Origin of the sequence: Paraoerskovia sediminicola, from assembly GCF_030296575.1 — a bacterium.
Taxonomy (GTDB): Bacteria; Actinomycetota; Actinomycetes; order Actinomycetales; family Cellulomonadaceae; genus Paraoerskovia; species Paraoerskovia sediminicola.
The window spans coordinates 406,394-432,731 of the sequence record NZ_AP027729.1 but is presented as its reverse complement, the minus strand read 5'-3'; the positions used below and the strand labels follow the sequence as shown (position 1 = coordinate 432,731).

Genomic DNA, 26,338 nt, shown 5'->3' with positions numbered 1-26,338 from the left:
AGGGCTCCGGGCTCAGTCCAGGCCGGCGGTCCGCATCGTGTGCCGGGCGATCGCGAGCTCCTCGTTCGTCGGGTAGACCACGACGGTGACGGGGGAGTCGTCGGTCGAGACGATCTTCGGCTCCTTGACCCGGCCGGCGTTGAGCTCCGGGTCGAGCTTGATCCCGAGGTGTTCGAGGCCGTCGAGCGCCCCCGCTCGGACGGCGTCGTCGTTCTCGCCGATGCCCGCGGTGAACGTGATGACGTCGAGGCCGCCGAGGACGGCCGTGTAGCCCCCGATGTACTTCTTCAGCCGGTGCAGGTAGACGTCCAGTGCGATGCGGGCGTCCTCGTCGCCCTTGGCGATCAGGTCGTGCACGAGACGGAAGTCGCTCTCGCCGCACAGCCCGAGCATGCCGGACCGCTTGTTGACGATGTCGTCGACCTCGTCTACCGAGAACCCGCGTTGCGGATGAGGTGGAAGATCACGGCCGGGTCGATGTCACCGGTCCGGGTGCCCATGACGAGCCCCTCGAGGGGGTCAGCCCCATCGACGTGTCGATCGGCGACCCGCCCTTGATGGCGGACGCCGAGGCGCCGTTGCCGAGGTGGAGCACGATCTGGTTCAGGTCCTCGAGCGGGCGGCCGAGGAGCTCGGCGACGGCCTTGGAGACGAACTCGTGCGAGGTGCCGTGCGCCCCGTAGCGGCGCACGCTGAACTTCTCCGCGACGTCCTTCGCCAGCGCGTAGGTCGCCGACGCCGCGGGCAGCGCGTGGAAGAACCCGGTGTCGAAGACCGCGACGTGCGGGACGTCGGGCAGCAGCCGGCGCCCGACGGCGATACCCGTCGCGTTCGCCGGGTTGTGCAGCGGGGCGAGAGGCGAGAGCCCTTCGATCTTGGACAGGGCGGCGTCGTCGACGACCACGGGCGCGTCGAACAGGGGCCCGCCCTGGACGACCCGGTGGCCCACCGCGACGATGTTCGCGTCGGCGAGCGACGGCCCGACCTCCTCGAACAGGTCGAGGGCGATCGTCAGCGCCGCCGCGTGGTCCGGGATCGGGAGCTCACGCTTGGCCACGCGGGGGCCGGCCTCGTGCTTCACGAGGCCGGTGTCCTGGCCGATCCGCTCCATGAGGCCCACGGCGAGCGCGGTACCCGTGGCAGGGTCGACGAGCTGGTACTTCAACGAGGACGAGCCCGAGTTGAGCACGAGCACCGTGGCTCGCGTGGCTGGGGTCGCGGTGCTCATGCGTCGTCTCCGGTTCCGGTGGGGTTCTGCGCCTGGATGGCCGTGATCGCGACGGTGTTGACGATGTCCTGCACCAGGGCGCCGCGCGACAGGTCGTTGACCGGCTTGTTCAGGCCCTGGAGCACGGGGCCGATCGCGATGGCGCCCGCCGACCGCTGGACGGCCTTGTAGGTGTTGTTGCCCGTGTTGAGGTCCGGAAAGATGAACACGGTCGCCTTGCCCGCGACGTCCGAGCCGGGGAGCTTCGACGCCGCCACGCTCGCGTCGACCGCGGCGTCGTACTGGATCGGTCCTTCGAGGACGAGGTCGGGACGCCGCTCCCGGGCCAGGGCGGTCGCCTCGCGCACCTTGTCGACGTCGGCGCCGGAGCCGGAGCTCCCGGTCGAGTAGGACAGCATCGCGATGCGCTGGTCGACCCCGAACTGCGCGGCGGTCGCGGCCGAGGAGATGGCGATGTCCGCGAGCTGCGTCGCGGTCGGGTCCGGGTTGACCGCGCAGTCGCCGTACACGAGGACGCGGTCCTCGAGGCACATGAGGAACACCGACGACACCACGGAGACGCCGGGGACCGTCTTGATGATCTCGAACGACGGCCGGATCGTGTGCGCGGTGGTGTGCGCCGCCCCCGAGACCATGCCGTCGGCGAGGCCGAGGTGGACCATCATCGTGCCGAAGTACGAGGCGCCGGTGACGATCTCCCGAGCGCGCTCGACCGTCATGCCCTTGTGCGCCCGGATCTTCGCGTACTCGTGGGAGAACCGCTCGACGTGCGCCGGGTCGTGCGTCGAGAGCACGTGCGCGGCGTCGAGGTTCAGGCCGAGCTCGATCGCGCGGGAGCGGATCTCCTTCTCCTCGCCGAGGATCGTGAGGTCGGCGACCTGCCGGCCCAGCAGCGTCGAGGCGGCGCGCAGGATCCGGTCGTCGGAACCCTCGGGGAGCACGATCCGCTTCCGGTCCGCCCGAGCCCGGCTGATGAGCTCGTACTCGAACATCAGCGGGGTCACGGCGCCGACGCGCGGGAGGTCGAGCGTCTCGAGCAGCGCCGCGCCGTCGACGTTCTGCTCGAACAGCGCCCGCGCGGTGTCGATCTTGCGCTGCGAGTCCTTGGTCACGCGCCCCTTGACGTTCGCGGCGGCGCTCGCCGTGCGGAACGTCCCCAGGTCGGTACGGATGACCGGCAGGCGCGGGTCGAGGTCGGCCACCAGGTCGGCGCTCGTCAGCGGCGGGTAGAAGCCGCCGTTGAGGATGATGCCGGCCAGGGACGGGAACCCCGGCGCCGAGTGCGCGGCGATGAGCCCGATGAGCAGCTCGGCCCGGTCGCCGGGCGTGATGACGATCGCGCCGTCCGTGAGCCGCTCGAGCATGTTGTCGAGCGTCATGGCGCCGACGAGGACGTCGAGCACCTCGCGACCGAGGAGCTCGCGGTCGCCGAAGGCGAGGCGGCCGTGGACGGCCTCCATGAGCGCCTCGACCGTCGGGGCGGTGAGGGACGGGTCGTCCGGGACGGCCCAGGTGGGGAGGCCCCAGCGCGCGCCGGGGCCCTCCGCCATGGCGGTGCGGACGTCGTCGAGGCGGTCGGGGACGCACCGGTTAGCCACGACCCCGACCATCTGGGCGTGGTGCGACTGGAGCTCGGACACCGAGACCTCGGCGAGCTGGACGACCTCGGCCGCGGCGCGCTCCTTGCCGGAGACGACCAGGAGCACCGGAGCGCCCAGGTTCGCCGCGATCCTCGCGTTGAAGGAGAGCTCGGTGGGCCCGGCGACGTCCGTGTAGTCCGTGCCGACGATCACGACGGCGTCGCACTTGGCGGCGACGTCGTGGAAGCGGGCGACGATCTGCGACAGGGCCGCCTCGGCGTCACGGTGGACGTCCTCGTAGGTGACGCCGATCGCCTCGTCGTACGTCAGGTCCACGCCGTCGTGGGCGAGCAGCAGCTCGAGCACGTGGTCGTGGTCGCCCTCGTCGGGCGGGGACTTGGTGCGCGCGACCGGGCGGAACACGCCGACCTTGCGGGTCCGCGCGACCAGGAGGTCGAGCACCCCGAGGGCGACCGTGGACTTGCCGGTCTCACCCTCGGGGCTGGTGATGTAGACGCTGCGAGCGAACTCGCTCATTCGTTGTCTCCTCCGGTGGCCACGGTCGCGTCCACCTCGGTGTCGAGACCGGCCTCGGCCGCTGCGGGCCAGACCCAGTCGCGGACGGCGGGCAGGTCGTCGCCGTGGGCGCGCGTGTACTCACGGGCGTCGAGCCGCGCGTCGACCATGCGCTGGCGCAGCCCGGCGCGGCTGGTGCCGAGTGACGGCACGCGGTCGATGACGTCGATGACCAGGTGGAACCGGTCGAGGTCGTTGAGCATGACCATGTCGAACGGCGTCGTCGTGGTGCCCTCTTCCTTATACCCGCGCACGTGGATGTTGGCGTGCCCGTTGCGGCGGTAGGTGAGGCGGTGGATCAGCCACGGGTAGCCGTGGTAGGCGAAGATGACCGGCTTGGTCTTCGTGAAGATGGTGTCGAAGTCCTTGTCGGAGAGCCCGTGCGGGTGCTCCTTCTCGTCCTGCATCCGCATCAGGTCGACCACGTTGACGAGGCGGACCTTCAGCTCGGGGATCTCCCGGCGCAGGATGTCCGCGGCCGCGAGGGCCTCGAGGGTCGGGACGTCGCCGGCGCAGCCGAGCACGACGTCCGGCTCCTCGCCCTCCACCTCGGTGCCGGCCCAGTCCCAGATGCCGAGGCCGCGGGTGCAGTGCGCGACGGCCTGGTCCATCGTCAGGAAGTTCGGCGCGGGCTGCTTGCCGGTCACCACGACGTTGACGTACTGCCGGCTGCGCAGGCAGTGGTCGTACGTCGACAGGAGCGTGTTCGCGTCCGGCGGCAGGTACACCCGGACGATCTCGGCCTTCTTGTTGACGACGTGGTCGATGAACCCCGGGTCCTGGTGGCTGAACCCGTTGTGGTCCTGGCGCCACACGTGCGACGAGAGCAGGTAGTTCAGGCTGGCGATCGGTCGGCGCCACGGGATGTCGTCGGTGACCTTCAACCACTTGGCGTGCTGGTTGAACATCGAGTCGATGATGTGGATGAACGCCTCGTAGCAGTTGAACAGCCCGTGGCGACCGGTGAGCAGGTAGCCCTCGAGCCAGCCCTGGCACTGGTGCTCGGAGAGCATCTCCATGACGCGTCCGGCGCGCGCGAGGTGCTCGTCGACCTCGGGGCCGACGAAGTCGGCGTTCCACTGCTTGTCCGTCTCCTCGAAGACGGCCTGCAGGCGGTTCGACGCGGTCTCGTCGGGGCCGAAGATCCGGAAGTTGTCGGGGTTCTGGCGGATCACGTCGGTGAGCCAGGTGCCGAGGATCTTCGGCGCCTCGCTGATCGAGCCGCCGGGCACCGGCACGTCGACGCCGTAGTCGCGGAAGTCCGGCAGGCGCAGGTCCTTGAGCAGCAGGCCGCCGTTGCCGTTGGGGTTGTCGCTCATCCGGAGCTGGCCCTCGGGGGCGAGCCCGCGGATGTCGTCGGCGGCCTTGCCGTCCTCGTCGAACAGCTCCTCCGGCTTGTAGGAGGCGAGCCAGCTGTGGAGCACCTCGAGGTGCTCGGGGGTGTCGCGCGCGTTGGCGAGAGGCACCTGGTGCGCCCGCCACGAGCCGGTCGTCTTCTTGCCGTCGATGTAGTCGGGGCCGGTCCAGCCCTTGGGGGTGCGGAAGACGATCATCGGCCACATCGGGCGGGACTCGTCGCCGTCGGCGGCCTTGGCCTTGATGTCGGCGATCTCGTCGAGGACCTCGTCGAGCAGCGCCGCGAAGCGCGCGTGGACGTCCTCGTGCGACTCGTCGTCGAACCCGGCGACGAAGACGTGCGGCTTGTGCCCGTAGCCGACCATGAGCGCCTCGAGCTCGTCGTCGCCGATGCGGGCCAGGACGGTCGGGTTGGCGATCTTGTACCCGTTGAGGTGCAGGATCGGCAGGACGACGCCGTCGCGCGCCGGGTTGACGAACTTGTTGGAGTGCCAGCTCGTCGCGAGCGGTCCGGTCTCGGCCTCGCCGTCGCCGACGACCGTCGCGACCAGCAGGTCGGGGTTGTCGAACGCGGCGCCGTAGGCGTGCGACAGGGCGTAGCCGAGCTCGCCGCCCTCGTGGATCGACCCCGGGGTCTCGGGGGCGACGTGGGACGGGATGCCGCCGGGGAACGAGAACTGCCGGAACAGGCGCTTGACGCCCTCGGCGTCCTCGGTGATGTCGGGGTAGACCTCGCTGTAGGTGCGGTCGAGGTAGGCGGCGGCGACCAGGCCCGGGCCGCCGTGGCCGGGGCCGGTGACGTAGATCGTCGGCTGCGAGCGCTCGGCGATCGCGCGGTTGAGGTGCGCGTAGAGGAACGTGAGCCCGGGCGTGGTGCCCCAGTGGCCGAGGAGGCGGGGCTTGACGTCGTCCTTGGACAGCGTGGTGCGCAGCAGGGGTTGGACAGGAGGTAGATCTGGCCGACCGAGAGGTAGTTCGCGGCGCGCCACCAGCGGTCGATCGTGCCGAGGGTCTCGGAGGTGACGTCCCCGCTTCCCTTCGCCCAGGCACGGGTGGTCGGACGAGGTGTCGTGATGCTCATTGCACGCTCCTGCACGCCGGGGTTCTCCTTGCGCTTCCCATACAACCGCATGGCCAACCCTTGTGCGCGCGCTCACACCCCGATAACGGTGTGACGTTGATTTCCTTTCTCTCAGGAACTTTCTGTCATGGTGTCGCCTCGTGACGCACCTCGGTTTCCGAGTGTCCAGGATGCGCAACTACCGTGGTGCCGTGACCGACCTCGACGAGACCACGACGGCCCGCCGAGGGTTCTGGTCCGTGGCGACCAGGCCGCGGATGATCGCGCTCCTCGTGATCTTCCTCGTGGCGGCGGGCGTGTGCGCCCGGCTGGGGATCTGGCAGATCGACCGCGCCCAGGAGCGCGGCGAGCTCGCCGAGAAGCAGGCCGCGGCGGAGCTCACCAGCGCCGGCCCCGTCGGGCTCGGGACCGTGCTGCCCCCGCAGTCGGGGTTCCCCGGCGAGCTCGTCGGCCGCCAGGCGTGGGTCGAGGGGACCTACGAGACCGACGGCCAGCTCCTCGTGGTCGACCGCGTCCTCGACGGCGTCCCGGGGTCGCTCGTCCTGACCCCGCTGCGGGTGTCGGACGACGGCACGCAGGGCGAGTCGTGGGCCGACCTCTCGGGCAGGCCCGTCCTCCCGGTGGTGCGGGGCTGGGTGCCGGGGGACGTCACGGTGGCCGACCTCGACGGGCCGGCCCTCGCTCCGCCGTCCGGCACGGTCCGGTTGACCGCCTACCTCCAGGCGGGGGAGGCCGCGGGCGACGGCGGGCTGCCCGAGGGCTACACCGACGCCATCTCGACCGCCACCCTCGCCAACGCGTGGGGGCCGCCCATCTACTCGGGGTACGGCGTCCTCGTCACCTCCGACCCCGAGCAGGTCGCGGCGTCGGACGGCGGCCCCGCCCTGCTCCCGCGGCCCACCGTCTCCGGGGGCGAGGGGCTGGACCTGCGCAACGCGTTCTACGCGCTGCAGTGGTTCCTGTTCGGTGGTTTCGCGGTCGCGCTCTGGGTGCGCCTCGTGAAGGACGAGGCCTCGGGGCGCAAGGGCATCACCGACCTCGAGGTGCCTGACCCGGCGGAGCCTGCTCGTGCAGCAGGTGACGAGCGCGCTCCATGAGCGGCCGCACCCGGTAGGGGATCAGCTCGCCCATCGACAGCGACGTCTGGGTGCGCCGGACCCCGTCGATCCCGAGGATCGCGGCGTCCGTGCGGAACAGGTCGTCGGTGTCGCGGCAGGCGACGAGCACGCGCAGGTCGGCGGCGCCGCTGTGCCCGTGGGCCTGCAGGACCTCGGGGATCTCCGCGATGCGCGCGACGATCCGCGCCAGGTGCTTCTGCCGGACCTCGACCTCGATGAACGCCTGCAGGGGATGGCCGAGGAACTCCGGGCTGATGCGGCGGTCGAGCTCGAGCAGGGCCCCGTCCTGCTCGAGGTGCGCGAGCCGCGCGTGCACGGTGTTGCGCGAGATCCGCAGACGCTGCGCGAGGGCGACGATCGTGCCCCGCGGGTCCTCCACGAGCGCGTTCAGGAGATCCAGGTCGATGTCGTCGTAGCTGCGCATATCGCTCACGGTAGCGCGGTGACGTGCATCACACTGCGTGGTCGACGGATCGTCTCTGGTGCCGTTCGTCCCGCGGGTCTACGTTCCCTCGTACGGGGCGCGATGGTGCGTCCCGGGGACGGTCCGGAGGTGGACGATGACGGTCACGGACGCCCCGCCGAGCGACGGCGTGGCCCGGCTCCTCGACGCGGACGGCACCCGCCACGCGGCGCCCGACCACGACAGGTGGCTCGAGGACCTCGACGAGGCGGCCCTGCGCGGGCTGTACGAGGACATGGTCGTCGTGCGCCGCATCGACGCGGAGGCCACGGCCCTCCAGCGGCAGGGCGAGCTCGCGCTCTGGCCGCCCCTGCTCGGCCAGGAGGCCGCGCAGATCGGGTCCGGACGCGCGCTGCGACCCGACGACTTCGTCTTCTCGAGCTATCGCGAGCACGCCGTCGCCTACTGCCGCGGGGTCGAGCTGGTCGACCTCGTGCGGGTCTGGCGCGGCATCGCGGCCTGCGGGTGGGACCCCACCGCTGTGCGCATGGCCTCGCCCCAGGTGATCATCGGCGCGCAGGCGCTGCACGCGACCGGGTACGCCATGGGGGTGCTGACCGAGGCCGTGAACGCTTCCGGCGCTGACGACCCTGACGGCCCCGACCTCGACGTCGCCGTGGCCTACCTCGGGGACGGGGCCATGAGCCAGGGCGACGTCAACGAGTCCTTCGTCTTCGCGGCCACGTACCAGGCACCCGTCGTCTTCTTCTGCCAGAACAACCAGTGGGCGATCTCCGAGCCGGTCGACCTCCAGTCCCGGGTGCCGCTCGTCGACCGGTCCGCCGGCTTCGGGATTCCCGGTGTCAGGGTGGACGGCAACGACGTCCTGGCCGTGCTCGCCGTGACGCGCGAGGCCCTCGACCGGGCGCGCACCGGAGGAGGCCCCACGTTCGTCGAGGCCGTCACGTACCGCCGCGGCCCGCACACCACCGCGGACGACCCGACCCGTTACCGCGACGCCGCCGAGGTCGAGGCGTGGGCGCGGCGCGACCCCGTCGACCGCTTCGCCGCATACCTGCGCGGCGCTGGGGTGCTCGACGACGACGAGGAGTCGCGGGTCCAGGAGGCGGCCGATCGAGCCGCGGCGGCGGTCCGCGCGGGCTGCACCGCGTTGCGCGACCCGGACCCGCTCACCGTCTTCGACCACGTCCACGCGCAGGAGCACGCGGGCCTCGCCGCCCAGCGAGCCGAGTACGCCCAATACCTCGACGGGTTCGTCGACGACGACGTGACGGAGGGACAGTCATGAGCAGCGCGACGGTGACGAGCAGGGCGACCGGGACGACCGAGACGACCGGGCCGGGCGGCGCCGGCCAGGCGACGAGCGGGCGCGCCGTCTCGACGCTGACGCTCTCCCGGGCGCTCGGGGCGGGGTTGCGCCGCGCCATGTCGGACGACGAGAAGGTCGTTCTCCTCGGGGAGGACATCGGCCGGCTCGGGGGCGTCTACCGGGTGACCGACGGCCTCCAGGAGCAGTTCGGTCGACACCGCGTCGTGGACACCCCGCTCGCCGAGTCGGGGATCGTCGGGACGGCGATCGGCATGGCGTTCCGGGGGTTCAGGCCGGTCGTCGAGATCCAGTTCGACGGCTTCGTGTACGTCACCTTCGACCAGATCGTGTCGCAGCTCGCCCGCATGCACGCGCGCACCGCGGGTCGGGTCCCCATGCCGGTGACGATCAGGATCCCGGTGGGCGGTGGGATCGGGGCCGCGGAGCACCACTCCGAGTCGCCCGAGGCGTACTTCGCCCACACCGCTGGCCTGCGCGTCGTCTCGGTCGCCGACCCGCAGGACGCGTGCACGGTGCTGCGGCAGGCGATCGCCTGCGACGACCCGGTGATCTTCTTCGAGCCCAAGCGGCGGTACCACGTCAAGGGCGAGGTCGACGAGGCGATCGAGCTCGACGCCGCGCTCCCCATGGACGCCGCCCGGGTCCTGCGCACGGGCACCGACGTGACCCTCGTGACCTGGGGCGGGCTCGTCGGGACCGCGCTCGACGCCGCCTCGGCCGCCGCGGACGAGGGGGTCTCGATCGAGGTCGTCGACCTGCGCTCGCTGTCACCGATCGACCACGCGACCGTGGCCGCGTCGGTGCGTCGCACCGGCCGCCTCGTGGTCACGCACGAGGCCGCGCGGACGTGCGGGCTCGGGGCCGAGATCGCCGCGACGGTGACCGAGCGGTGCTTCGAGCACCTCGAGGCGGCGCCTTTGCGGGTGACCGGCCACGACGTCCCGTACCCGCCGGCCCGGCTCGAGCAGCACCACCTGCCCGACCTCGACCGGATCCTCGACGGCGTGGACCGGGTGCTCGGCCGAGGCGGGGTGGCGACGCGATGAGCACGCAGGAGTTCCGTCTGCCCGACCTCGGTGAAGGCCTGACCGAGTCGGACGTCGTGCGCTGGTGCGTCGCCGCCGGCGACCACGTCGACCTCAACGAGGTGCTCGCCGAGGTGGAGACCGCCAAGGCCCTCGTCGACCTCCCTCGCCGTTCGCGGGGACGGTCGCGGCGCTCCACGCCCGCGAGGGCGAGACCGTGAACGTCGGCGACCCGCTGGTGACGTTCGAGGTCGAGGACGCGGAGAACGAGCGGGACGACGAGCGGGAACCCGAACCCGCACCCGGTCCGGAGCCTGTGCCTGAGCCGGAGGACGACCCGGCCCCGCCGAACCTCGTCGGCTACGGCGCACGCCCGGAGCGGCTGGGCCGCCCGGCCCGGCGCGCGCGCAGAGGCAGCACGACGGCACGGACCGCGGCGCGCACGTCGGCGCCGCAGACCGGGGCAGGGGTCAGCGCGCACCGGAGCGAGCACCGTGACGATCGCCAGGACGAGCAGCCGGGCGAGCGACCCCGCTCCACACCGCCGGTCCGAGCGCTTGCGCGGCACCTGGGCGTGCACATCGAGCGGATCGACGGGTCGGGGCCCGACGGGCTGGTCATGCGGGACGACGTCCTCGCATGCGTCAGCCACCACGGGAGTCTTCCCACCACCCGCCAGGGCCCTCCCGCCGCCCGCCAGAGCGCTCCCGCCGCCCGCCAGGGCCTTCCAGCCACCCGTCCCCAGCACCGGACCCCCGTGCGCGGCGTCCGCCGCAGCACCGCCGAGGCCATGGTCGCCAGCGTCGCGTCCGCGCCCCAGGCGACCGTCTTCCTCACCGTCGACGCGACGGCGACGTCGGCCGCGCTGGACCGGTGGCGGGGGCACCCGCTCGCGGGCGAGGCGCGGGTCTCCTGCTCGCGCTCGTCGCGCGCTGCGTGTGCGTCCTCGCTGCGCGCCACCCGGCGGTCAACAGCCGGTGGGACGCAGCAGAGGACGACGACGGCGCGGCGTCGATCGTCGAGCACGGGTACGTCGACCTGGGCGTCGCCGTCGCGACCGAGCGTGGTCTCGTCGTCCCGCACCTCCCGGACGCCGACGCCCTCGCCCTCCCCGACCTCGCGGCGGCGCTCGCGGACCTCGTCGCGACGGCGCGCGAGGGCCGGACGGCGCCCGAGCGGCTGCGCGGCGGCACCTTCACCATCACGAACGTGGGCGTCTTCGGGGTCGACGCCGGGACGCCGATCCTGGTCCCCGGCCAGGCCGCGATCCTCGGGCTCGGCGCGGTACGGCGTCGGCCGTGGGAGCACGAGGGGCAGGTGGCTCTGCGCGACGTCCTGACCCTCGGGCTGACGTTCGACCACCGGGTGGTCGACGGCGAGCAGGCCGCCCGGTTCCTGGCGGACGTCGGCGCTCTCCTCGAGGACCCGACCCTCTCCCTCCTGGTGGGTCGGCCATGACCGGGTCGTCGCAGCGCGCGCTGGCCGACACGCTGCGCCGTCGGCTGGCCGACGCGGCGCGCGGCGGGCCGGAGCGCGCCCGCGAGAAGCACGTCGCGCGCGGCAAGCTCCTGCCGCGCGACCGGGTCGACCGGCTCCTCGACGAGGGGAGCCCGTTCCTGGAGGTCGCCCCGCTCGCGGCGTACGGGATGTACGACGGCGGCGCCCCGGGTGCGGGGGTCGTCGCGGGGATCGGGCTCGTCGTCGGGCGCCAGGTGATGGTGGTCTGCAACGACGCGACGGTCAAGGGCGGCACGTACTACCCGATGACGGTGAAGAAGCACCTGCGCGCCCAGGAGATCGCGCTCGAGAACCGGCTCCCGTGCGTGTACCTGGTCGACTCCGGCGGGGCGTTCCTGCCCATGCAGGACGAGGTGTTCCCGGACCGCGACCACTTCGGACGGATCTTCTACCAGCAGGCGAGGCTCTCGGCGGCCGGGATCGCGCAGATCTCCGCGGTGCTCGGCTCGTGCACGGCCGGGGGCGCGTACGTCCCGGCGATGAGCGACGAGTCGGTGATCGTGCGCGGTCAGGGGACCGTGTTCCTCGGTGGGCCGCCGCTCGTGCGGGCAGCGATCGGCGAGGTCGTGACGGCGGAGGAGCTGGGCGGCGGCGAGCTCCACGCCCGCCGGTCCGGCGTGGTCGACCACCTCGCGGACGACGACGCGGACGCGCTCGAGCGGGTGCGGCACATCGTGGCGACCCTGCCCCCGGACCCCGCGCCGGCGTGGGAGGTCCTCGAGCCGCAGGAGCCGACCGTGGACCCGCAGTCGCTGTACGAGGTCGTTCCGACCGACGTCCAGGAGCTGTACGACGCGCGCGAGATCGTCGTCCGGCTCGTCGACGGGTCCCGGTTCGACGAGTTCAAGGCCGAGTACGGGCAGACGCTCGTCACCGGCTTCGCGCGGATCCACGGCCACCCGGTCGGCATCGTCGCGAACAACGGCGTCCTCCTCGGGGCGTCGGCGCTCAAGGGCGCGCACTTCGTCGAGCTCTGCGACCAGCGCGGGGTGCCGCTGCTGTTCCTGCAGAACGTCTCGGGGTTCCTCGTCGGCCGCGACGCGGAGGCCGGGGGATCGCCAAGGACGGCGCCAAGATGGTCACCGCTGTCGCCACGACGCGGGTCCCCAAGCTCACCGTGATCGTCGGCGGGTCGTTCGGCGCGGGCAACTACTCGATGTGCGGGCGCGCGTACTCGCCGAGGTTCCTGTGGTCCTGGCCCGCGAGCCGCATCTCCGTGATGGGCGGCCGGCAGGCCGCCGCCGTGCTCGCCACGGTCCGCCGCGACCAGCTCGCCGAGCGGGAGGAGGAGTGGTCGGACGACGACGAGGCCGCCTTCCGCGACAGGATCGACCAGGAGTACGAGGACCGGGGCGACCCGTACCACGCGACCGCGCGGATGTGGGACGACGGGATCCTCGACCCGCTCGACACCCGCCGCGTCCTCGGGCTCGCGCTCGCCGTCTGCGCACGCTCCCCGCTGCCCGACCCGGGCTTCGGCCTGTTCCGGATGTGATGGCCGTGCCGACACCTGTGCCGAGTCAGTCGGGCCCCCGCCCCTTCTCGACCGTCCTCGTCGCGAACCGCGGCGAGATCGCGTGCCGCGTCATCGGCACGCTCCGGCGCCTGGGCGTCCGCTCGGTCGCCGTGCACTCCGACGCCGACGCAGGAGCGCGGCACGTCGCGCTCGCAGACGTCGCGGTGCGCCTCGGCCCGGCGCCCGCGGCGCAGAGCTACCTCGACGTCGACGCGGTGGTCGCTGCCGCGGTCGCCACCGGGGCCGAGGCGATCCACCCCGGCTACGGGTTCCTGAGCGAGAGCCCGACGCTCGCCAGGGCGTGCGCGGCGGCCGGGATCGTCTTCGTGGGCCCGGGCGTCGAGGCGCTCGAGGTGATGGCCGACAAGATCGCGGCGAAGCAGCGCGTCGCGAGCGCGGGCGTCCCCGTGGTGCCGGGCACCGACGAGCCCGGCCTCGACGACCACGCGCTGGCCGCCCGCGCCGCCGACGTCGGGTTCCCGCTGCTCGTGAAGCCCGCGGCAGGGGAGGGGGCAAGGGGATGGAGGTCGTCGCGACGTCGTCCGACCTCCCCGGGGCGCTGCGCTCCGCGCGCCGCGTGGCGGCGGCGTCGTTCGGTGACGACTCCCTCCTGCTCGAACGGCTCGTCGAGCGGCCCCGGCACATCGAGGTGCAGGTGCTCGCCGACACCCACGGCCACGTGGTCCACCTGGGGGAGCGCGAGTGCTCGCTGCAGCGTCGCCACCAGAAGGTGGTCGAGGAGGCGCCGTCCGCCCTGTTCGCCGGTCTGGCCGACGGCGCCGCGCACCGCGAGCGGCTCGGCGCCCTCGCGTGCGACGTGGCCCGCAGCGTCGGGTACGTCGGCGCGGGGACCGTCGAGCTCCTCGTGCCCGCCGACGACCCGGCGACCGCCTGGTTCATCGAGATGAACACCCGCCTCCAGGTCGAGCACCCGGTGACCGAGGCGGTGACCGGGCTCGACCTCGTCGAGGCCCAGCTGCGGGTCGCCGCAGGGCAGCCGCTCGCGTTCGGGCAGGACGACGTCCGCCTGCGCGGGCACGCGATCGAGGCACGGGTCTACGCGGAGGCGCCCGGGCGGGGCTTCGTCCCCGCGACCGGGACGGTGCTCGTGCTCGACGAGCCGACCGGTCCCGGGGTGCGCGTCGACTCGGGGCTCCGCGAGGGCGATGAGGTCACCGGTCACTACGACCCGATGCTCGCGAAGGTCGTCGCCCACGGCGGCGACCGCGACGAGGCGCTCGCCCGCCTGGACCGGGCGCTCGCGGAGACCGTCGTGCTCGGGGTCGACACGAACGTGGGGTTCCTGCGGACGCTGCTCGCCGACGACGAGGTCGTCGCGGGCCGGCTGCACACCGGCATCGTCGACGCCGTCGCGACGGGCGTCGAGGGCGAGGCCGTGGCGACCGCCGCAGACCTGGTGGTCGCGGCGCTGGCGACGACAGGGAGCGGGACGGCGCGCGACCCGTGGGCGCTCGACGGCTGGCGCGCGGCGGCGGCCCCCGCGCCGCGCCGCACGGTCGTCCGAGACGACGTCGGCCGCGACCACGTGGTTCTCGTGGCACCGGACGTCGACGACGTGGGCCGCGTCGTCGGGCACGATCTGCTGCTCGTCTCGGTGGACGGCGACGACCCGCGGCGCTGCGTGCTGACACCCGCACCCGCACCCGGGCCAGGACCGACCGGCCTGCGGCGCCTGACGGTCGACGGGGTCGGCGAGCCGGTGCGCGTCGCGCTCCACGAAGGGATGGTGCACGTCTTCCGCGCGGGGCGAGCCGTGCGTCTCGCCGTGCCGTCGCGCGCGGAGACCGAGGCCGCCGCACGAGCGGCGCGGGGCCGGCCGTCGTCCGCCACGGACCCGGAGGTCCGCTCGGCGATGCCGGGCACGGTCGTCGCGGTCGACGTCGACGACGGCGACGACGTCCCCGCAGGGGCCACCCTCCTCACCGTCGAGGCCATGAAGATGGAGCGCCGCCTCCTCGCCCCGCACGCCGGGACGGTCAGCCTGAGCGCGCGCGTGGGCGACCTCGTCCGCGCCGACCAGGTCGTCGCCGTCGTCCACCCTGCCGCCACCCCCGAAGGAGAGTCCTGATGACCGAGCTCACCGCCGAGCAGGAGAAGCTCGCCGCGACCGTGCGCGAGTTCGCGGACGACGTCGTCGCCCCGGCCGCGTACCGGTACGACACCGAGCGGCGGCTGCCGCTGGAGATCATCGCCGGGATGGGCGACCTCGGACTCTTCGGCCTGCCGTTCCCCGAGGACCTGGGCGGCGGCGGCAAGGACTACCTGTCGCTGTGCCTCGCGGTCGAGGCGCTCGCCCGCGTCGACCAGTCGATCGCCGTCACGCTCGAGGCCGGCGTCGGCCTCGGGATCATGCCCATCGTGCGGCACGGGACGCCCGAGCAGCAGGAGCGCTGGCTGCCCGACCTGCTCACGGGTCGCGCGCTCGCGGCGTTCGGGCTCACCGAGGCGGAGGCGGGATCGGACGCCGGGGCCACCCGCACGACCGCCGTGCTGGAGGACGGCGAGTGGCGCGTCGACGGGACCAAGCAGTTCATCACCAACTCAGGGACGCCCATCACCAGCGTCGTCACGGTCACGGCCGTCACGGGCGAGCGCGTGCGGTCGGACGGGAGCACCGCGCCCGAGCTCTCCTGCCTGCTCGTCCCCTCGGGCACGCCGGGGTTCACGGTCGGCCCCGCCTACGACAAGGTCGGCTGGCACACGTCGGACACCCACCCCCTCGCGTTCGACGACGTGCGCGTCCCTGAGGCGAACCTGCTGGGCGAGCGGGGCCGCGGGTACGCGAACTTCCTCGAGGTGCTCGACGAGGGCCGCGTGGCCTTCGCCGCCCTCGCCACGGGAGCCGCGCAGGGTTGCCTCGAGGAGGCCGTGCGGTACGCGTCGACGCGCGAGGTGTTCGGCCGGTCGATCGGCTCGAACCAGCACGTGGCCTTCACGATCGCGCGCATGCAGGCCCGGGTGCACCAGGCTCGCCTGTGCTACCAGGACGCGGCGCAGCGGATCGTCCACGGGCGGCCCTTCAAGACCGAGGCGTCGATCGCGAAGCTCGTCAGCAGCGAGGCCGCGATGGCCAACGCCCGTGACGCGTCGCAGATCTTCGGCGGCTACGGGTTCCTCAACGAGAACCCGGTCGCGCGCCACTACCGCGACTCGAAGGTCCTCGAGGTCGGGGAGGGCACGACCGAGGTCCAGCTCATGATCATCGCGCGGGACCTGGGGCTGGTCGCATGAGCGAGGACGGGGCGGCCGCCGGCGAGCGGACCGTCGTGCAGCGAGGGCTCTACCTCGACGAGCTCGAGACGGGCGTGCGCTACCTGCACCGCCCCGGCCGCACGCTCACCGAGGCCGACAACGTGCTCTTCACGACCCTGACGATGAACACCCAGGCGCTCCACCTCGACGCCGCCTGGGCCGAGACCCAGCCCTTCGGGCGTCGCCTCGTCAACTCGATGCTCACGCTCTCGACGCTCGTCGGGGCCTCGGTCGCGCAGCTCACCCAGGGCACGATCGTCGCGAACCTCGGGCTGTCGGACGTCGTGTTCCCCGCCCCGGTCTTCCACGGCGACACCCTGTACGCCGAGACCCGGGTGAGCTCCGTGCGAGCCTCGCGGTCGCGCCCCGGCCAGGGGATCGCGGTGCTCGAGCACCGCGGGCTCAACCAGGACGGCGTGCTCGTCGCGTCGGCGACCCGGCAGGTCATGCTGTGGGAGCGGGCTGCGCACGAGCAGCGCGAGCAGGACCGGGGCACGGGCTCGGAACGGGACGCCGACGGATGAGCGCCGCACGGACCAGCGCCACGGAGCCGGCCTTCGACCTCGGCCCGGCGCTGCTCTTCTGCCCCGCGGACCGCCCCGACCGGTACGCGAAGGCGCTCGACCGTGCCGACGCGGTGATCCTCGACCTGGAGGACGGTGTGGCGCCGGCGGGCAGGGCCGAGGCACGGCGCGCCGTCGTGGCCGCGAGCCGGGCGCTGGACCCGGAGCGGGTCGTCGTCCGGGTCAACCCGGTCGGGACGCCCGACCACCGAGCCGACCTCGATGCGCTCGCCGGTACGTCGTTCCGGACCGTCATGGTCGCCAAGGCCGACGCGTCGCTGCCCGCGACCCTGGACGCGCGGCTGGGGGAGTGCCGCGTCGTCGCGCTGTGCGAGACCGCGGCCGGCGTGGTCGCGGCCGCCGAGCTGGCCCGACGGCCCGAGGTGGTGGCCCTGATGTGGGGCGCCGACGACCTGGTGGCCTCCCTCGGCGGGACGTCGAGCCGGCGGGCCGACGGCCGCTACCGGGACGTCGCGCGGCACGCGCGGTCGACGGTGCTGCTCGCGGCGGGCGCGGCAGGTGTCGCGGCGATCGACGCCGTCCACCTGGCGGTCGACGATCTCGACGGCCTCCGGGTCGAGGCCGAGGACGCCGCCGCGGTCGGGTTCGCGGCCACCGCGTGCGTCCACCCGTCGCACGTCGCCGTGATCCGTGCGGCCTACGCGCCCCCGGAGGGCGACGTGACCGCCGCCCGCGGGCTCCTCGCCGCCGCGGAGGGCCACGACGGCGTCTTCGTCCACGAGGGCCGGATGATCGACGGGCCGCTGCTCAAGCAGGCCGAGGCCGTCGTCCGCCGTGCCACGCCGCGATCCTAACGATTCGAGCACGGCGGTGTTCTCACCCGTCGGAACGGCTGCGGTTGTGACGCATCTCGCATACCGTCGCGGAGTGCAGCCACGTCACCGCCGTGCCGGCGGTACTCCCGGTCCGACGAGCCGTGCCCGTTCGCGCCGGTGGAGCCTGGCTGCCCTGGTCGGCGGTGTCGCGCTGATGCTCGCCGGCGCGCAGCCGGCGAGCGCCGACGCCGAGCTCTCCCTCACCAAGTCGTCCCCGAGCTCCGTGCTCGCCGGTGAGCCGGTGACGTTCACGCTCACGGCCACGAACCCGGGCGATCAGCCCGAGTTCAACCTCTCGTTCCGCGACGAGCTGCCCGTTGGCGTGACCTATGTCCCGGGCTCGTCGTCCCCTGCGGGTGCGGGCGAGCCGACGATCGTGACCAACAGCGTCGAGGACCCGCCCGGCTCGGGCGAGTTCGTCGACCAGCAGACTCTGATCTGGAAGAACGTCGCGGACCTGCAGCCGGGCGACTCCACCACGATCAGCTTCCAGGTGACCCTGAGCGACACGGCGGCGACCCCGGGGGCACGGAGTACGTCGTCGGCTCCAGCGTGACGAACACGGGCGAGTCCTACGCGAGCCCCGATGCGCGGGTGGTGCCGACCTTCGACGCGGACGGCGTCCCGATCGCCTCGGGGTCCGTCGACTCGGACTCCGACGACAGCACGACGACGCTCACCGCCATCGAGGTCGACAAGTCCGAGCCCAGCCCCGAGGGCGAGCTGATGCGCGGGCTGCACGACGGGTTCAGCACCGTGTACACGCTGCGGATCCGCACGACGGATCAGGCGGGCGTCGACGGCGTCGTCGTCACGGACTACCTGCCGGCGGAACTGGAGTTCCTCGGGTGTGGCGGTGTCGACAACTCCCAGACGGTGACCGAGGAGTATCCCGGTTCCGGTGGGTTGGACGCGACGCCGGTCGTCGCCGACTGCGTGGCCCCGGACTCGGTCGAGACCGTGACGGATCCGGCACCCGACGGCGGGACGACGTATCCGGCCGGGGTCTACACCAAGCTCACCTGGGATCTCGGGGACCTGCCGGCCGGAGCCGACGTCTCGTTGCCGTACGCGGCAGGCATCGGCCTGCAGGCGAACGTCGCGTTCCCCGACCCGGCACCCGATGCGGCGTCCGGCCTCCAGGGCGCGAACCTCGACAACAACACCGGGGCCGCGACCCAGGAGCAGTCCTCGGAGAGCTCGGTGACCAACGTCGCGCGGGTCTCCGGCGACTACACGGGGGATGTCGAGCCGGGGACGCCGACGACCGTGGAGAACGAGGACTCCGTCTCCCGCTCGATCGAGGACCTCCGGATCCGCAAGGACGTCGACCCGACCGAGTTCTCGGCGGGGGACGTCGCGACCTACACCATCACCGTCGATGCGAGCGAGTACGCGGCTCAGGGTGGTGTGAAGCTGATCGACACGATCCCCGACGGCGTCTGCCCGCTCGACGACCAGACCAACTACTCACCCAGCGGTGCCACCTGCGACCCGGACGCCGCGTACGCGCCGACGATCTCGGTGGCCGGTGGCCCCGACGAGCCCCTGCCGTACCAGCGGGTCGAAGTCCTCCCGAACGGTGGCTACGCCGTCTACTTCGGGGAGATCGCCCAGCTCGCCGACGAGCAGACGGCGGTCGTCACCTACTACGGGCGCATGCTCGACGAGTACGAGGGTGGGCCGGACACGGGCCTGAAGACGGCGAGCGGCGACGAGTTCACCAACCGCGTCGCCGCGTCGGCGACGACCATCCCGATCCCCGGCATCCCCGACCAGTCGACGACCGTCAACGACATCTCCGACGCGACCCAGACGTCGACCGGTCCGTCCCTCGACAAGAAGATCCTGCCGCGCGGACGCCTCGACGCGGGCGACCCGTGCCCCACCGACGCCTCGCTCTACGTGGAGGCCGACGACCCCGGGGTGGACGCCGAGGATCTCCTCTACCGCCTCGGCGACCGGGTGTGCTTCATCGTGCGCGCTGACTTCTCGGCGGAGACGTCGACCCGCAACCCTGTCGTCGGTGACTACCTGCCCGTGGGCACCGAGTACGAGGCGGGGTCCGCGATCACGACTCCCGTGAACACGGTCGCCACCGTGGACTTCAACGAGACCGAGGCCGTCGCCGGCGCGGTGCCGGTCTGGCTCCTCGGCGACCTGACCAACGGCATCCGGTACGTGCCCAAGGGAGCGGTCTTCGAGTCGGTCGTCGCGGCTCGCGTCGTGGCGCCGGCGGACGGCACCGAGCCCGAGGTCCGCGGGAACCTCGTGAAGATGCGGATCGAGAGCAACGGGGGAGCGGCACGTTCGTACCGGGACTCCGTCCCGTTCGAGCTCGCACCGGCCGCCGACGTCCTCGTGACCAAGGGCGTCCAGTCCGTCGACGTCCCCGCGTTCTCGACGGCCGACCCGGACGTGGACGGGATCGAGGTCGAGGAGGGTTCGCACGTCGTCTTCCGGGTCGACGTGACGAACAACGGTTCCACCGCGACCGGCAACGACTTCTCCGTGCGAGACCTCGACGTCTGGGACGTCCTGCCGCAGGGGATCCGCTGCACGCAGATCGGCGGCATCACGAACTTCATCGACGACACCGGGACCGGCCCGGTCTACGGGACGTGCACGGACCCGGGCGATGCCGGTCAACCTCCGTTCACGCTGTCCGGGGTGCGTTCCGCGGTGCGCTGGCAGTTCCCGGTCGACCCTGCCGACGTCGACCGGTGGCAGGTGGAGTTCGGGCAGACCCGGACGCTCAACTACACGATGACGATCCCGACCCCGACGAGCGCGGGTGTCACTCTGACCAACACGGCTGCGGTGCGCAGCTACGAGGCCTTCACGAACGAGACGAACGTCGGAGCGACCTACTACCCGGCCGACAACATCGACGACACGGTGGCCGCGGCCCAGGAGAATGCGCCGGCGGCGACCGACGACTCGAACGTCTTCACGCCCGGCGCGGTGGTCTCCAAGAGCGGGACGACCTCGATCACCGAGTCGGGGAACAACACGCCGAGCCAGGCGGTCCCGGGCGAGCTCGTGACCTATTCGTACGCCGTCGACATCCCCGCGCAGACGTCGGTCTTCCAGGCGACGCTCACGGACCCGATCCCGAACCAGCTCGAGATCGTCGCCCCCGCGCCCTCCGGCGCCTTCATCGCCGACCCGACCAACCCCGTCCGGGACACGCTCCCGGCAGGCTTCTCCGTGGACGCGGACGGGACGCTGACGTTCCCGGAGACCTACACCAACAGCACCGACCTCACGCAGCGCTTCGAGGTCACCCTCACGACGCGGGTGAAGAGCACGGTGGGCGGTCAGCCGACACTGACGAATACCGCCACCTTCAGGTCGTTCGACGAGGTCGGCGGCGCGCCCGTGGTGACACCGCCGGCGTCCTACCAGGTGCAGGTCCGTCAGCCCGCACCCGCCGTCGCCAAGGTCGCGGACCCCACGGTCGTGCGAGGCGGCGACACCGTCGAGTACACGCTGACCGCGTCGAACACGAACAACCGCCCACCGCTGCACGACGCCTGGCTCGTCGACTGCATCCCGGCGGGGCTCACGTTCGACGCGTTCGGTCCCGGCAGCGGCACGACGCTCGGCCCCGACCTCGGGGCGGACGGGTGCGCCCCCGACGAGGAGCGCATCGCGTTCGCGCTCGACGAGGTCCTCGCGGGTGGCGGCAACGCGGTGACGCGCACCTATACGGCGACCGTCGACACCTCGGCCGTCGGTGGTGACGAGTACACCAACACGGTCACGCTGACCGGAAGCTCCCTCGACGACGGGACCGCGGACGGGCCGGGCGACACGCCGAGCACACCGGGTGACCCGAACGAGCGGCAGTACTCGGCCCAGGACAGCGCGACCGTGCTGGTGCCGGGGGCGGGCACCGCAAAGTTCGTCACGCCGGAGCGCGCGACGATCGGCGAGACGGTGACCTACACCGTGGTCGCGACGGTGCCGTCGGACACCAACTTCTACCAGGCGGCCATCACCGACCAGGTGCCCGCGGGGATCGATGCCGGCTCTCTGGAGCTCCAGAGTGTCACCTGCGTCGGCTTCAGCGGTGTGACCGACTGCGGTGCCACTCTCCTGCCGCCGACCGGCGGACCTGACGGTTCGACGCTGCTGGGCATGTACGTCGGTGACGTGACGGCCGCCCCCACGACCCGCGTGCTCACGATCCGCTACTCGGGTGTGGTCGCCGACATCGGCTCGAACGTCGCCGGTGCCACGATCGTCAACCAGGCCGTGGCGCGCTGGGACAACGTGGACCTCGCGACCGATCCGCCCGACCCGAGCTATGCCTGGACCAACACCGGCATCACCCGGACCGCGACGGTGACCGTGCTCGAGCCGTCCGTGACGATCGACAAGTCCGTGTCGGACCAGACCCCCGAGCCGGGCGACCGCTTCACGTACACGCTCGATGTCGCCAACGCGACGGGGGACCTCGTGAGCCCGGCCTACAACGCCACGGTGTCCGACGTCGTACCTGTCGGCGTCGAGGTCTTCCCCACATCGATCTCGAACGGCGGGTCGTACGACCCGACGACGCGGACGATCACCTGGCTGCCCGCCGACCTGCCCGGACCGCTCGATCCCGGGGCGAGCTTCGCCCTGAGCTACGACGCCACGCTGGCGGAGAGCCCGACGATCACCGGTGACCCGCTGACGAACACGGCGAGCCTGGACTCCTACGAGGGCCTGCCGTCGGGTGGCCGCACCTACGCGGGCAACGACTCCGACGCGACGGTGACCCCCGACCTGCCGCTCATCACCGCGGTGAAGGAGGCGACCGACGGCCCCACCGCCTACATCGGCGACCCGTACACCTGGACCATCACGCTCACGAACACCGGGACCGGCACGGCGTACGGCGTCACCGCCGTCGACACCCTCCCTGAGTCCTGGTCGTACGTGCCCGGGTCCGCGACGGTCACCTCCCCGGACCTCGGGTCCGAGGCTCGAGAACCCGTCCTGCTGCCCGCCGGCGACCCGACGACCGCCACCTGGGCGGCGCTGGGACAGCTGGCGCCGAACGAGTCAGCGACGGTCACGTTCCAGGCGCAGCCCGACGCCGACGTGGTGACGACGCCCGGCGTCGGTCATGCCGTCCCGCAGGTCAACAGTGCGCGGGCGATCGCCTTCGACCAGACCGCGGAGACCGGGAGCGCGAACGGCCCGTATGGTGGCGATCGCGCGACGGCGACGACGTACATCGACGCGGTCGACCTCCTGCTCGAGAAGTCACATGATCCGACGGCTCCTGTCGTGGCGGGTCAGACCCTGGACTGGACGATCGACGTCTCCAACCAGAGCGCGACGGACACGGCGGCGGCGCCGATCGAGGTGAGCGACACCCTTCCCGCAGGCGTCTCGTTCGTCGGGGCGACCGGGTCGGGGTGGACGTGCACGGAGAACGCGGGTGCCGTCCACTGTGCTCGGAGCAACGCTGCCGACACGCTCGCGCCGGGGGCGTCGCTGCCGCCGATCACCGTCACCGTCGCCATCCCGGCGGACGCCGCCGAGGGGACCACGCTCGAGAACTCGGCGACCGTCTCGAGCCCGACATACGAGCTCGTCCCCGCGGACAACACCGACACCGACTCGGTGTCGGTGACGACCTTGGCCGACCTGGCGATCGACAAGAACCTGACGGGGACGCTCGTCGCGGGTACCGACGCGACGTACACGCTCGACGTGACGAACCTCGGTCCGTCGGACTCGCTGGCGCCCATCCGGGTGGAGGACACGCTCCCCGCGGGTACGACCTTCGTCTCGGGGGTCGGTACCGACTGGGCGTGCGCCGACCAGGGCGCGGGCGTCGTGCGCTGCGAGTACTCCGCGGACCTCCCGGCGGGTGCTCCGGCCGAGCAGCTGGCGATCACGGTGTCGGTGCCGTCAGGGACGGTCGGCGACCTGACGAACACCGCCACGGTGACGGGCTCGACCACCGACCCGAACCCGGACAACGACACCGACTCCACGACCGACACCGTCACGACCGTCGCCGACGTGCGGATCGACAAGCGGGCCACCGTCGATCTCGTCGCCGGCGAGGATGCGACGTACGAGCTGCGGGTCGACAACGACGGTCCGTCGGACGCGGCCGGGGTCTCGATCACCGACGACCTGCCTGCCGGCCTGACGTTCGTGAGCGCGCTCGACGTCGAGGAGCCTGGAGCTGCACCCCGTCCACGGACGCGACCAGCTTCACCTGCGACCTCGCGGGCGACCTGGTGGTAGGCGACTTCGCGACCGTCGACATCACCGTCGCCGTCCCCGCGTCGATCACGCAGGACCAGGTCGATCTCATCGTCAACGAGGCGAGGGTCACGACGACGACGACCGACCCGGACCTGACGAACAACGTGGCGACCGACGAGTCGGTGTTCGACACGTCGGCGGACCTCGTGCTCGACAAGTCCCACGACCCGGACGCGACGTTCACCGCCGGCGAGACGGTCGAGTGGACGCTGGACGTCAGCAACGACGGACCGTCTGACTCCCAGGGCCCCATCACCGTGAGCGACCCGCTCCCGGCGGGCGTCGTCAGCGCCACGGCCGACGGTGGTCCCGAGTGGACCTGCTCGGTCTCGTCCGACACACCGCCCGTGGTCTCGTGCGTCCGGGCGACCGTGCTCGCCGCCGGTGCCGACGCGCCGTCGATCACGGTGGTCGCCACGATCGCGCCGGACGCCGGCCCCGCGACCCTGACCAACATCGCGTCGGTCCGGGGGACCACCAACGACCCCGACCTCACGAACAACGACGACCGCGACGACGTCCTGATCGTCGACCAGGTCGACCTGGGCATCGTCAAGACGACGACCGGCGACGACCCGGCCACGGCGGGCGGGACCACGCAGTTCACGATCCAGGTGACGAACGCCGGCCCCTCGACCGCCGACGCCGTGACGGTCCGGGACGCCCTCCCCACCGGCCTGGTCGCCACCGCGGCCGCCGGCACCGGCTGGTCCTGCCCGATCATCACCCCGACGGTGATCTGCACCCTCGACGCCCCGCTCGACCCCGGTGACGCGGCCGAGCTCGTCGTCGACGTCGACGTGCTCGCCGGCGTCCCCGACGGCACGACCCTGACGAACACGGCCTTCGTCGAGACGAGCACGACCGAGACCGGCACCCTGCCGAACTCGGACGACGCGGACGTGGACGTCGTCGCCCTCGCGGACCTCGCGATCACGAAGACGCACGCGGCAGACGACGTGATCATCGGCGAGGCCTTCGACTTCACGGTCGAGGTCTCCAACGCCGGCCCGTCGACCGCGACGGACGTCACGATGGACGACCCGCTCCCGGCCGGGCTCGTCCCCACCGCGGCGACCGGCAGCGGGTGGACGTGCGCGATCGCCGGCCAGGACGTGACGTGCGACCTCGACGACCCGCTGCTGCCGGGTGCGGACGCCGCACCGATCACGATCACCGCGATGGTCGAGGTCGCGGCGTACCCGCAGGTCGAGAACGTGGCGACCGTCGCGACGACCACGCCGGAGACCGCGCTCGACGACAACACGGCGACGGACGTCGTCGACGTCCCCGAGCTCGTCGACCTGGAGATCACGAAGTCGCACACGGGCGATCTCGTGGTCGGTGGCCAGGTCACGTACACCGTGACCGTGCGCAACGACGGCCCCACGCCGGACCCCGGTCCGGTGGAGATCCTCGACTCTCTGCCCCCGGGGCTCGAGTACGTCGACGTGACGTCGTCGTCGGGCTCGATCGACCCCTCGACCGACTGCGCGGTCTCCGGCGCGGAGCTCGTGTGCACCGACACGGACGGCCTCGCGGTGGGCGAGGAGGACGTGCTGCTCGTGACCGCGAACGTCCTGCCGGGCGCGTACCCGCAGGTGACGAACACCGCGATCGTCTCCACTCCCACCGACCAGACCGACACGACCAACGACGAGGCGACCGACACCGCGACCGTCCCGGCCCTGGTGAACCTCGTCATGGGCAAGTCCCACGAGGGGGACCTGGCCGTGGGCGAGGAGGGCACGTACACGCTGACGGTCACGAACGAGGGGCCGACACCCGACCCGGGGCCGATCTCCGTCACGGACACGCTGCCCGACGCGCTGGCACCGATCTCGGCGACGTCGGACGGCTCCGACTGCACGATCAGCGGTCAGACGGTGACCTGCCTGCGCACGAGCGCCCTCGGCATCGGGGACTCGTTCGAGGTGAGCGTCGCCGTCGACGTCCTGCCCGGCGCCTACCCCGAGGTGACGAACACCGCCGAGCTGAGTACGCCGTCCGCCCAGACGACCACGGACGACGACGTCGCGACGGACGTCGCGCCGGTCACGCCGAAGGTCCAGCTGGCGATCGACAAGACGCTCACCGACCAGGGCGACCTGCCCGACGGCACCGTCGACCGGCAGGCGACGTGGAGCATCGAGGTGACGAACGAGGGACCGAACGAGACGGTGGAGCCCGTCGTGGTCACCGACGACCTGCCGGACGGGCTCGAGCTCGTCGACGCCTCCGGCACCGGCTGGGCGTGCGGCGACCAGGCCGGCGACCAGGGCGACGCCGTCGAGTGCACGTACTCGGGGACGCTCGCGGTGGGTGCCGCCGCGCCGCCGATCACGGTGGTCACCGCGATCACCGCGGACCCGGACGTCGAGGTCGTCAACGTCGCCACGGCGACCGGCGGCGGGCCGGGCGGGGAGCCCGTCACCGCCCAGGACACGGTCACCGCGCCACCGGACCCCGCTCCGGCACCGGACGCGGACGGCTCCGGTTCGGGCTCGCTGCCGATGACCGGCAGCCAGGCGCTCGCGCTCGTCCCGTGGGCGCTGGCGCTGGTGCTGCTGGGCGGGGTCGTCGTCGTGGGCGGCCTGCGGGCGCGGCGACGGGCCTGATCTCGTCCGGAGGGGCT

At 72.5% G+C, this 26,338-nt stretch carries 12 protein-coding genes and 5 pseudogenes; 13 read left to right on the top strand and 4 right to left on the bottom strand.

What is annotated here, in order from left to right; translation table 11 throughout:
- Positions 1-12: 12 nt before the first annotated feature.
- The 3 genes and pseudogenes from QUE47_RS02105 to QUE47_RS02095 form a co-directional block, all read right to left on the bottom strand.
- Positions 13-1,228, bottom strand: a pseudogene (locus QUE47_RS02105) (acetate kinase).
- Positions 1,225-3,345, bottom strand: coding sequence for a phosphate acetyltransferase (gene pta, locus QUE47_RS02100; protein ID WP_286218369.1), 2,121 nt, complete (start codon positions 3,343-3,345; stop codon positions 1,225-1,227). Before pta ends, QUE47_RS02105 begins: the two are co-directional and overlap by 4 nt.
- A pseudogene (locus QUE47_RS02095) lies at positions 3,342-5,821 on the bottom strand (phosphoketolase family protein). Before QUE47_RS02095 ends, pta begins: the two are co-directional and overlap by 4 nt.
- Positions 5,822-6,012: 191 nt before the next feature.
- Here QUE47_RS02095 and QUE47_RS02090 point away from each other — a divergent pair.
- On the top strand, positions 6,013-6,918 hold the full coding sequence (locus tag QUE47_RS02090; protein ID WP_286218368.1) for an SURF1 family protein: 906 nt from the start codon (positions 6,013-6,015) through the stop codon (positions 6,916-6,918).
- On the opposite strand, the gene QUE47_RS02085 is transcribed toward QUE47_RS02090, so the two are convergent.
- On the bottom strand, positions 6,851-7,363 hold the full coding sequence (locus QUE47_RS02085; RefSeq protein ID WP_286218367.1) for an Lrp/AsnC family transcriptional regulator: 513 nt from the start codon (positions 7,361-7,363) through the stop codon (positions 6,851-6,853). The two genes, QUE47_RS02090 and QUE47_RS02085, sit on opposite strands and share 68 nt — an antisense overlap.
- Before the next feature lie 136 nt (positions 7,364-7,499).
- Between QUE47_RS02085 and pdhA the strand changes: the two genes are divergently transcribed.
- The 12 genes and pseudogenes from pdhA (at position 7,500) to QUE47_RS02030 (ending at position 26,321) form a co-directional block, all read left to right on the top strand.
- Positions 7,500-8,651 (top strand): pyruvate dehydrogenase (acetyl-transferring) E1 component subunit alpha, encoded by a 1,152-nt coding sequence (gene pdhA, locus QUE47_RS02080; RefSeq protein ID WP_286218366.1) that lies wholly within the window; start codon positions 7,500-7,502, stop codon positions 8,649-8,651.
- A gap of 137 nt (positions 8,652-8,788) precedes the next feature.
- On the top strand, positions 8,789-9,739 hold the full coding sequence (locus tag QUE47_RS02075) for an alpha-ketoacid dehydrogenase subunit beta (RefSeq protein ID WP_286219357.1): 951 nt from the start codon (positions 8,789-8,791) through the stop codon (positions 9,737-9,739).
- Positions 9,736-11,176, top strand: a pseudogene (locus QUE47_RS17080) (dihydrolipoamide acetyltransferase family protein). The gene QUE47_RS02075 and the pseudogene QUE47_RS17080 overlap by 4 nt, the downstream one beginning before the upstream one ends.
- Positions 11,173-12,731, top strand: a pseudogene (locus QUE47_RS02065) (carboxyl transferase domain-containing protein). Before QUE47_RS17080 ends, QUE47_RS02065 begins: the two co-directional pseudogenes overlap by 4 nt.
- Positions 12,731-14,398: pseudogene (locus tag QUE47_RS02060) on the top strand (ATP-binding protein); the annotation flags it as partial. The pseudogenes QUE47_RS02065 and QUE47_RS02060, both read left to right, overlap by 1 nt.
- 98 nt (positions 14,399-14,496) lie before the next feature.
- A complete protein-coding gene (locus QUE47_RS16420) occupies positions 14,497-14,841 on the top strand; it encodes an acyl-CoA carboxylase biotin carboxyl carrier protein subunit (protein ID WP_350227715.1) in 345 nt (114 codons plus the stop codon).
- Positions 14,841-16,004 (top strand): acyl-CoA dehydrogenase family protein, encoded by a 1,164-nt coding sequence (locus tag QUE47_RS02055; protein ID WP_286218365.1) that lies wholly within the window; start codon positions 14,841-14,843, stop codon positions 16,002-16,004. The genes QUE47_RS16420 and QUE47_RS02055 overlap by 1 nt, the downstream gene beginning before the upstream one ends.
- The gene (locus QUE47_RS02050; RefSeq protein WP_286218364.1) at positions 16,001-16,549 is read left to right on the top strand and encodes a MaoC family dehydratase; all 549 of its coding nucleotides are present in this window, start codon (positions 16,001-16,003) and stop codon (positions 16,547-16,549) included. The genes QUE47_RS02055 and QUE47_RS02050 overlap by 4 nt, the downstream gene beginning before the upstream one ends.
- Positions 16,546-17,403 carry an HpcH/HpaI aldolase/citrate lyase family protein gene (locus tag QUE47_RS02045; RefSeq protein WP_286218363.1) on the top strand — a complete coding sequence of 286 codons (858 nt, stop codon included), beginning with the start codon at positions 16,546-16,548 and terminating at the stop codon, positions 17,401-17,403. The genes QUE47_RS02050 and QUE47_RS02045 overlap by 4 nt, the downstream gene beginning before the upstream one ends.
- Positions 17,404-17,476: 73 nt before the next feature.
- The gene (locus QUE47_RS02040) at positions 17,477-17,980 is read left to right on the top strand and encodes a hypothetical protein (protein ID WP_286218362.1); all 504 of its coding nucleotides are present in this window, start codon (positions 17,477-17,479) and stop codon (positions 17,978-17,980) included.
- Complete coding sequence (locus QUE47_RS02035; RefSeq protein ID WP_286218361.1) at positions 17,977-23,682, top strand: hypothetical protein; 5,706 nt, start codon at positions 17,977-17,979, stop codon at positions 23,680-23,682. The genes QUE47_RS02040 and QUE47_RS02035 overlap by 4 nt, the downstream gene beginning before the upstream one ends.
- Positions 23,676-26,321 (top strand): DUF11 domain-containing protein, encoded by a 2,646-nt coding sequence (locus QUE47_RS02030; protein ID WP_286218360.1) that lies wholly within the window; start codon positions 23,676-23,678, stop codon positions 26,319-26,321. The genes QUE47_RS02035 and QUE47_RS02030 overlap by 7 nt, the downstream gene beginning before the upstream one ends.
- Positions 26,322-26,338 lie beyond the last annotated feature (17 nt).

Bases quoted from the DNA above. Each gene is read 5' to 3' on its own strand.
- pta (WP_286218369.1), bottom strand. From the start codon at position 3,345: ATGAGCGAGTTCGCTCGCAGCGTCTACATCACCAGCCCCGAGGGTGAG.
- QUE47_RS02085 (WP_286218367.1), bottom strand. From the start codon at position 7,363: ATGCGCAGCTACGACGACATCGACCTGGATCTCCTGAACGCGCTCGTG.
- pdhA (WP_286218366.1), top strand. From the start codon at position 7,500: ATGACGGTCACGGACGCCCCGCCGAGCGACGGCGTGGCCCGGCTCCTC.
- QUE47_RS02075 (WP_286219357.1), top strand. From the start codon at position 8,789: ATGTCGGACGACGAGAAGGTCGTTCTCCTCGGGGAGGACATCGGCCGG.
- QUE47_RS16420 (WP_350227715.1), top strand. From the start codon at position 14,497: ATGGTGCACGTCTTCCGCGCGGGGCGAGCCGTGCGTCTCGCCGTGCCG.
- QUE47_RS02055 (WP_286218365.1), top strand. From the start codon at position 14,841: ATGACCGAGCTCACCGCCGAGCAGGAGAAGCTCGCCGCGACCGTGCGC.
- QUE47_RS02050 (WP_286218364.1), top strand. From the start codon at position 16,001: ATGAGCGAGGACGGGGCGGCCGCCGGCGAGCGGACCGTCGTGCAGCGA.
- QUE47_RS02045 (WP_286218363.1), top strand. From the start codon at position 16,546: ATGAGCGCCGCACGGACCAGCGCCACGGAGCCGGCCTTCGACCTCGGC.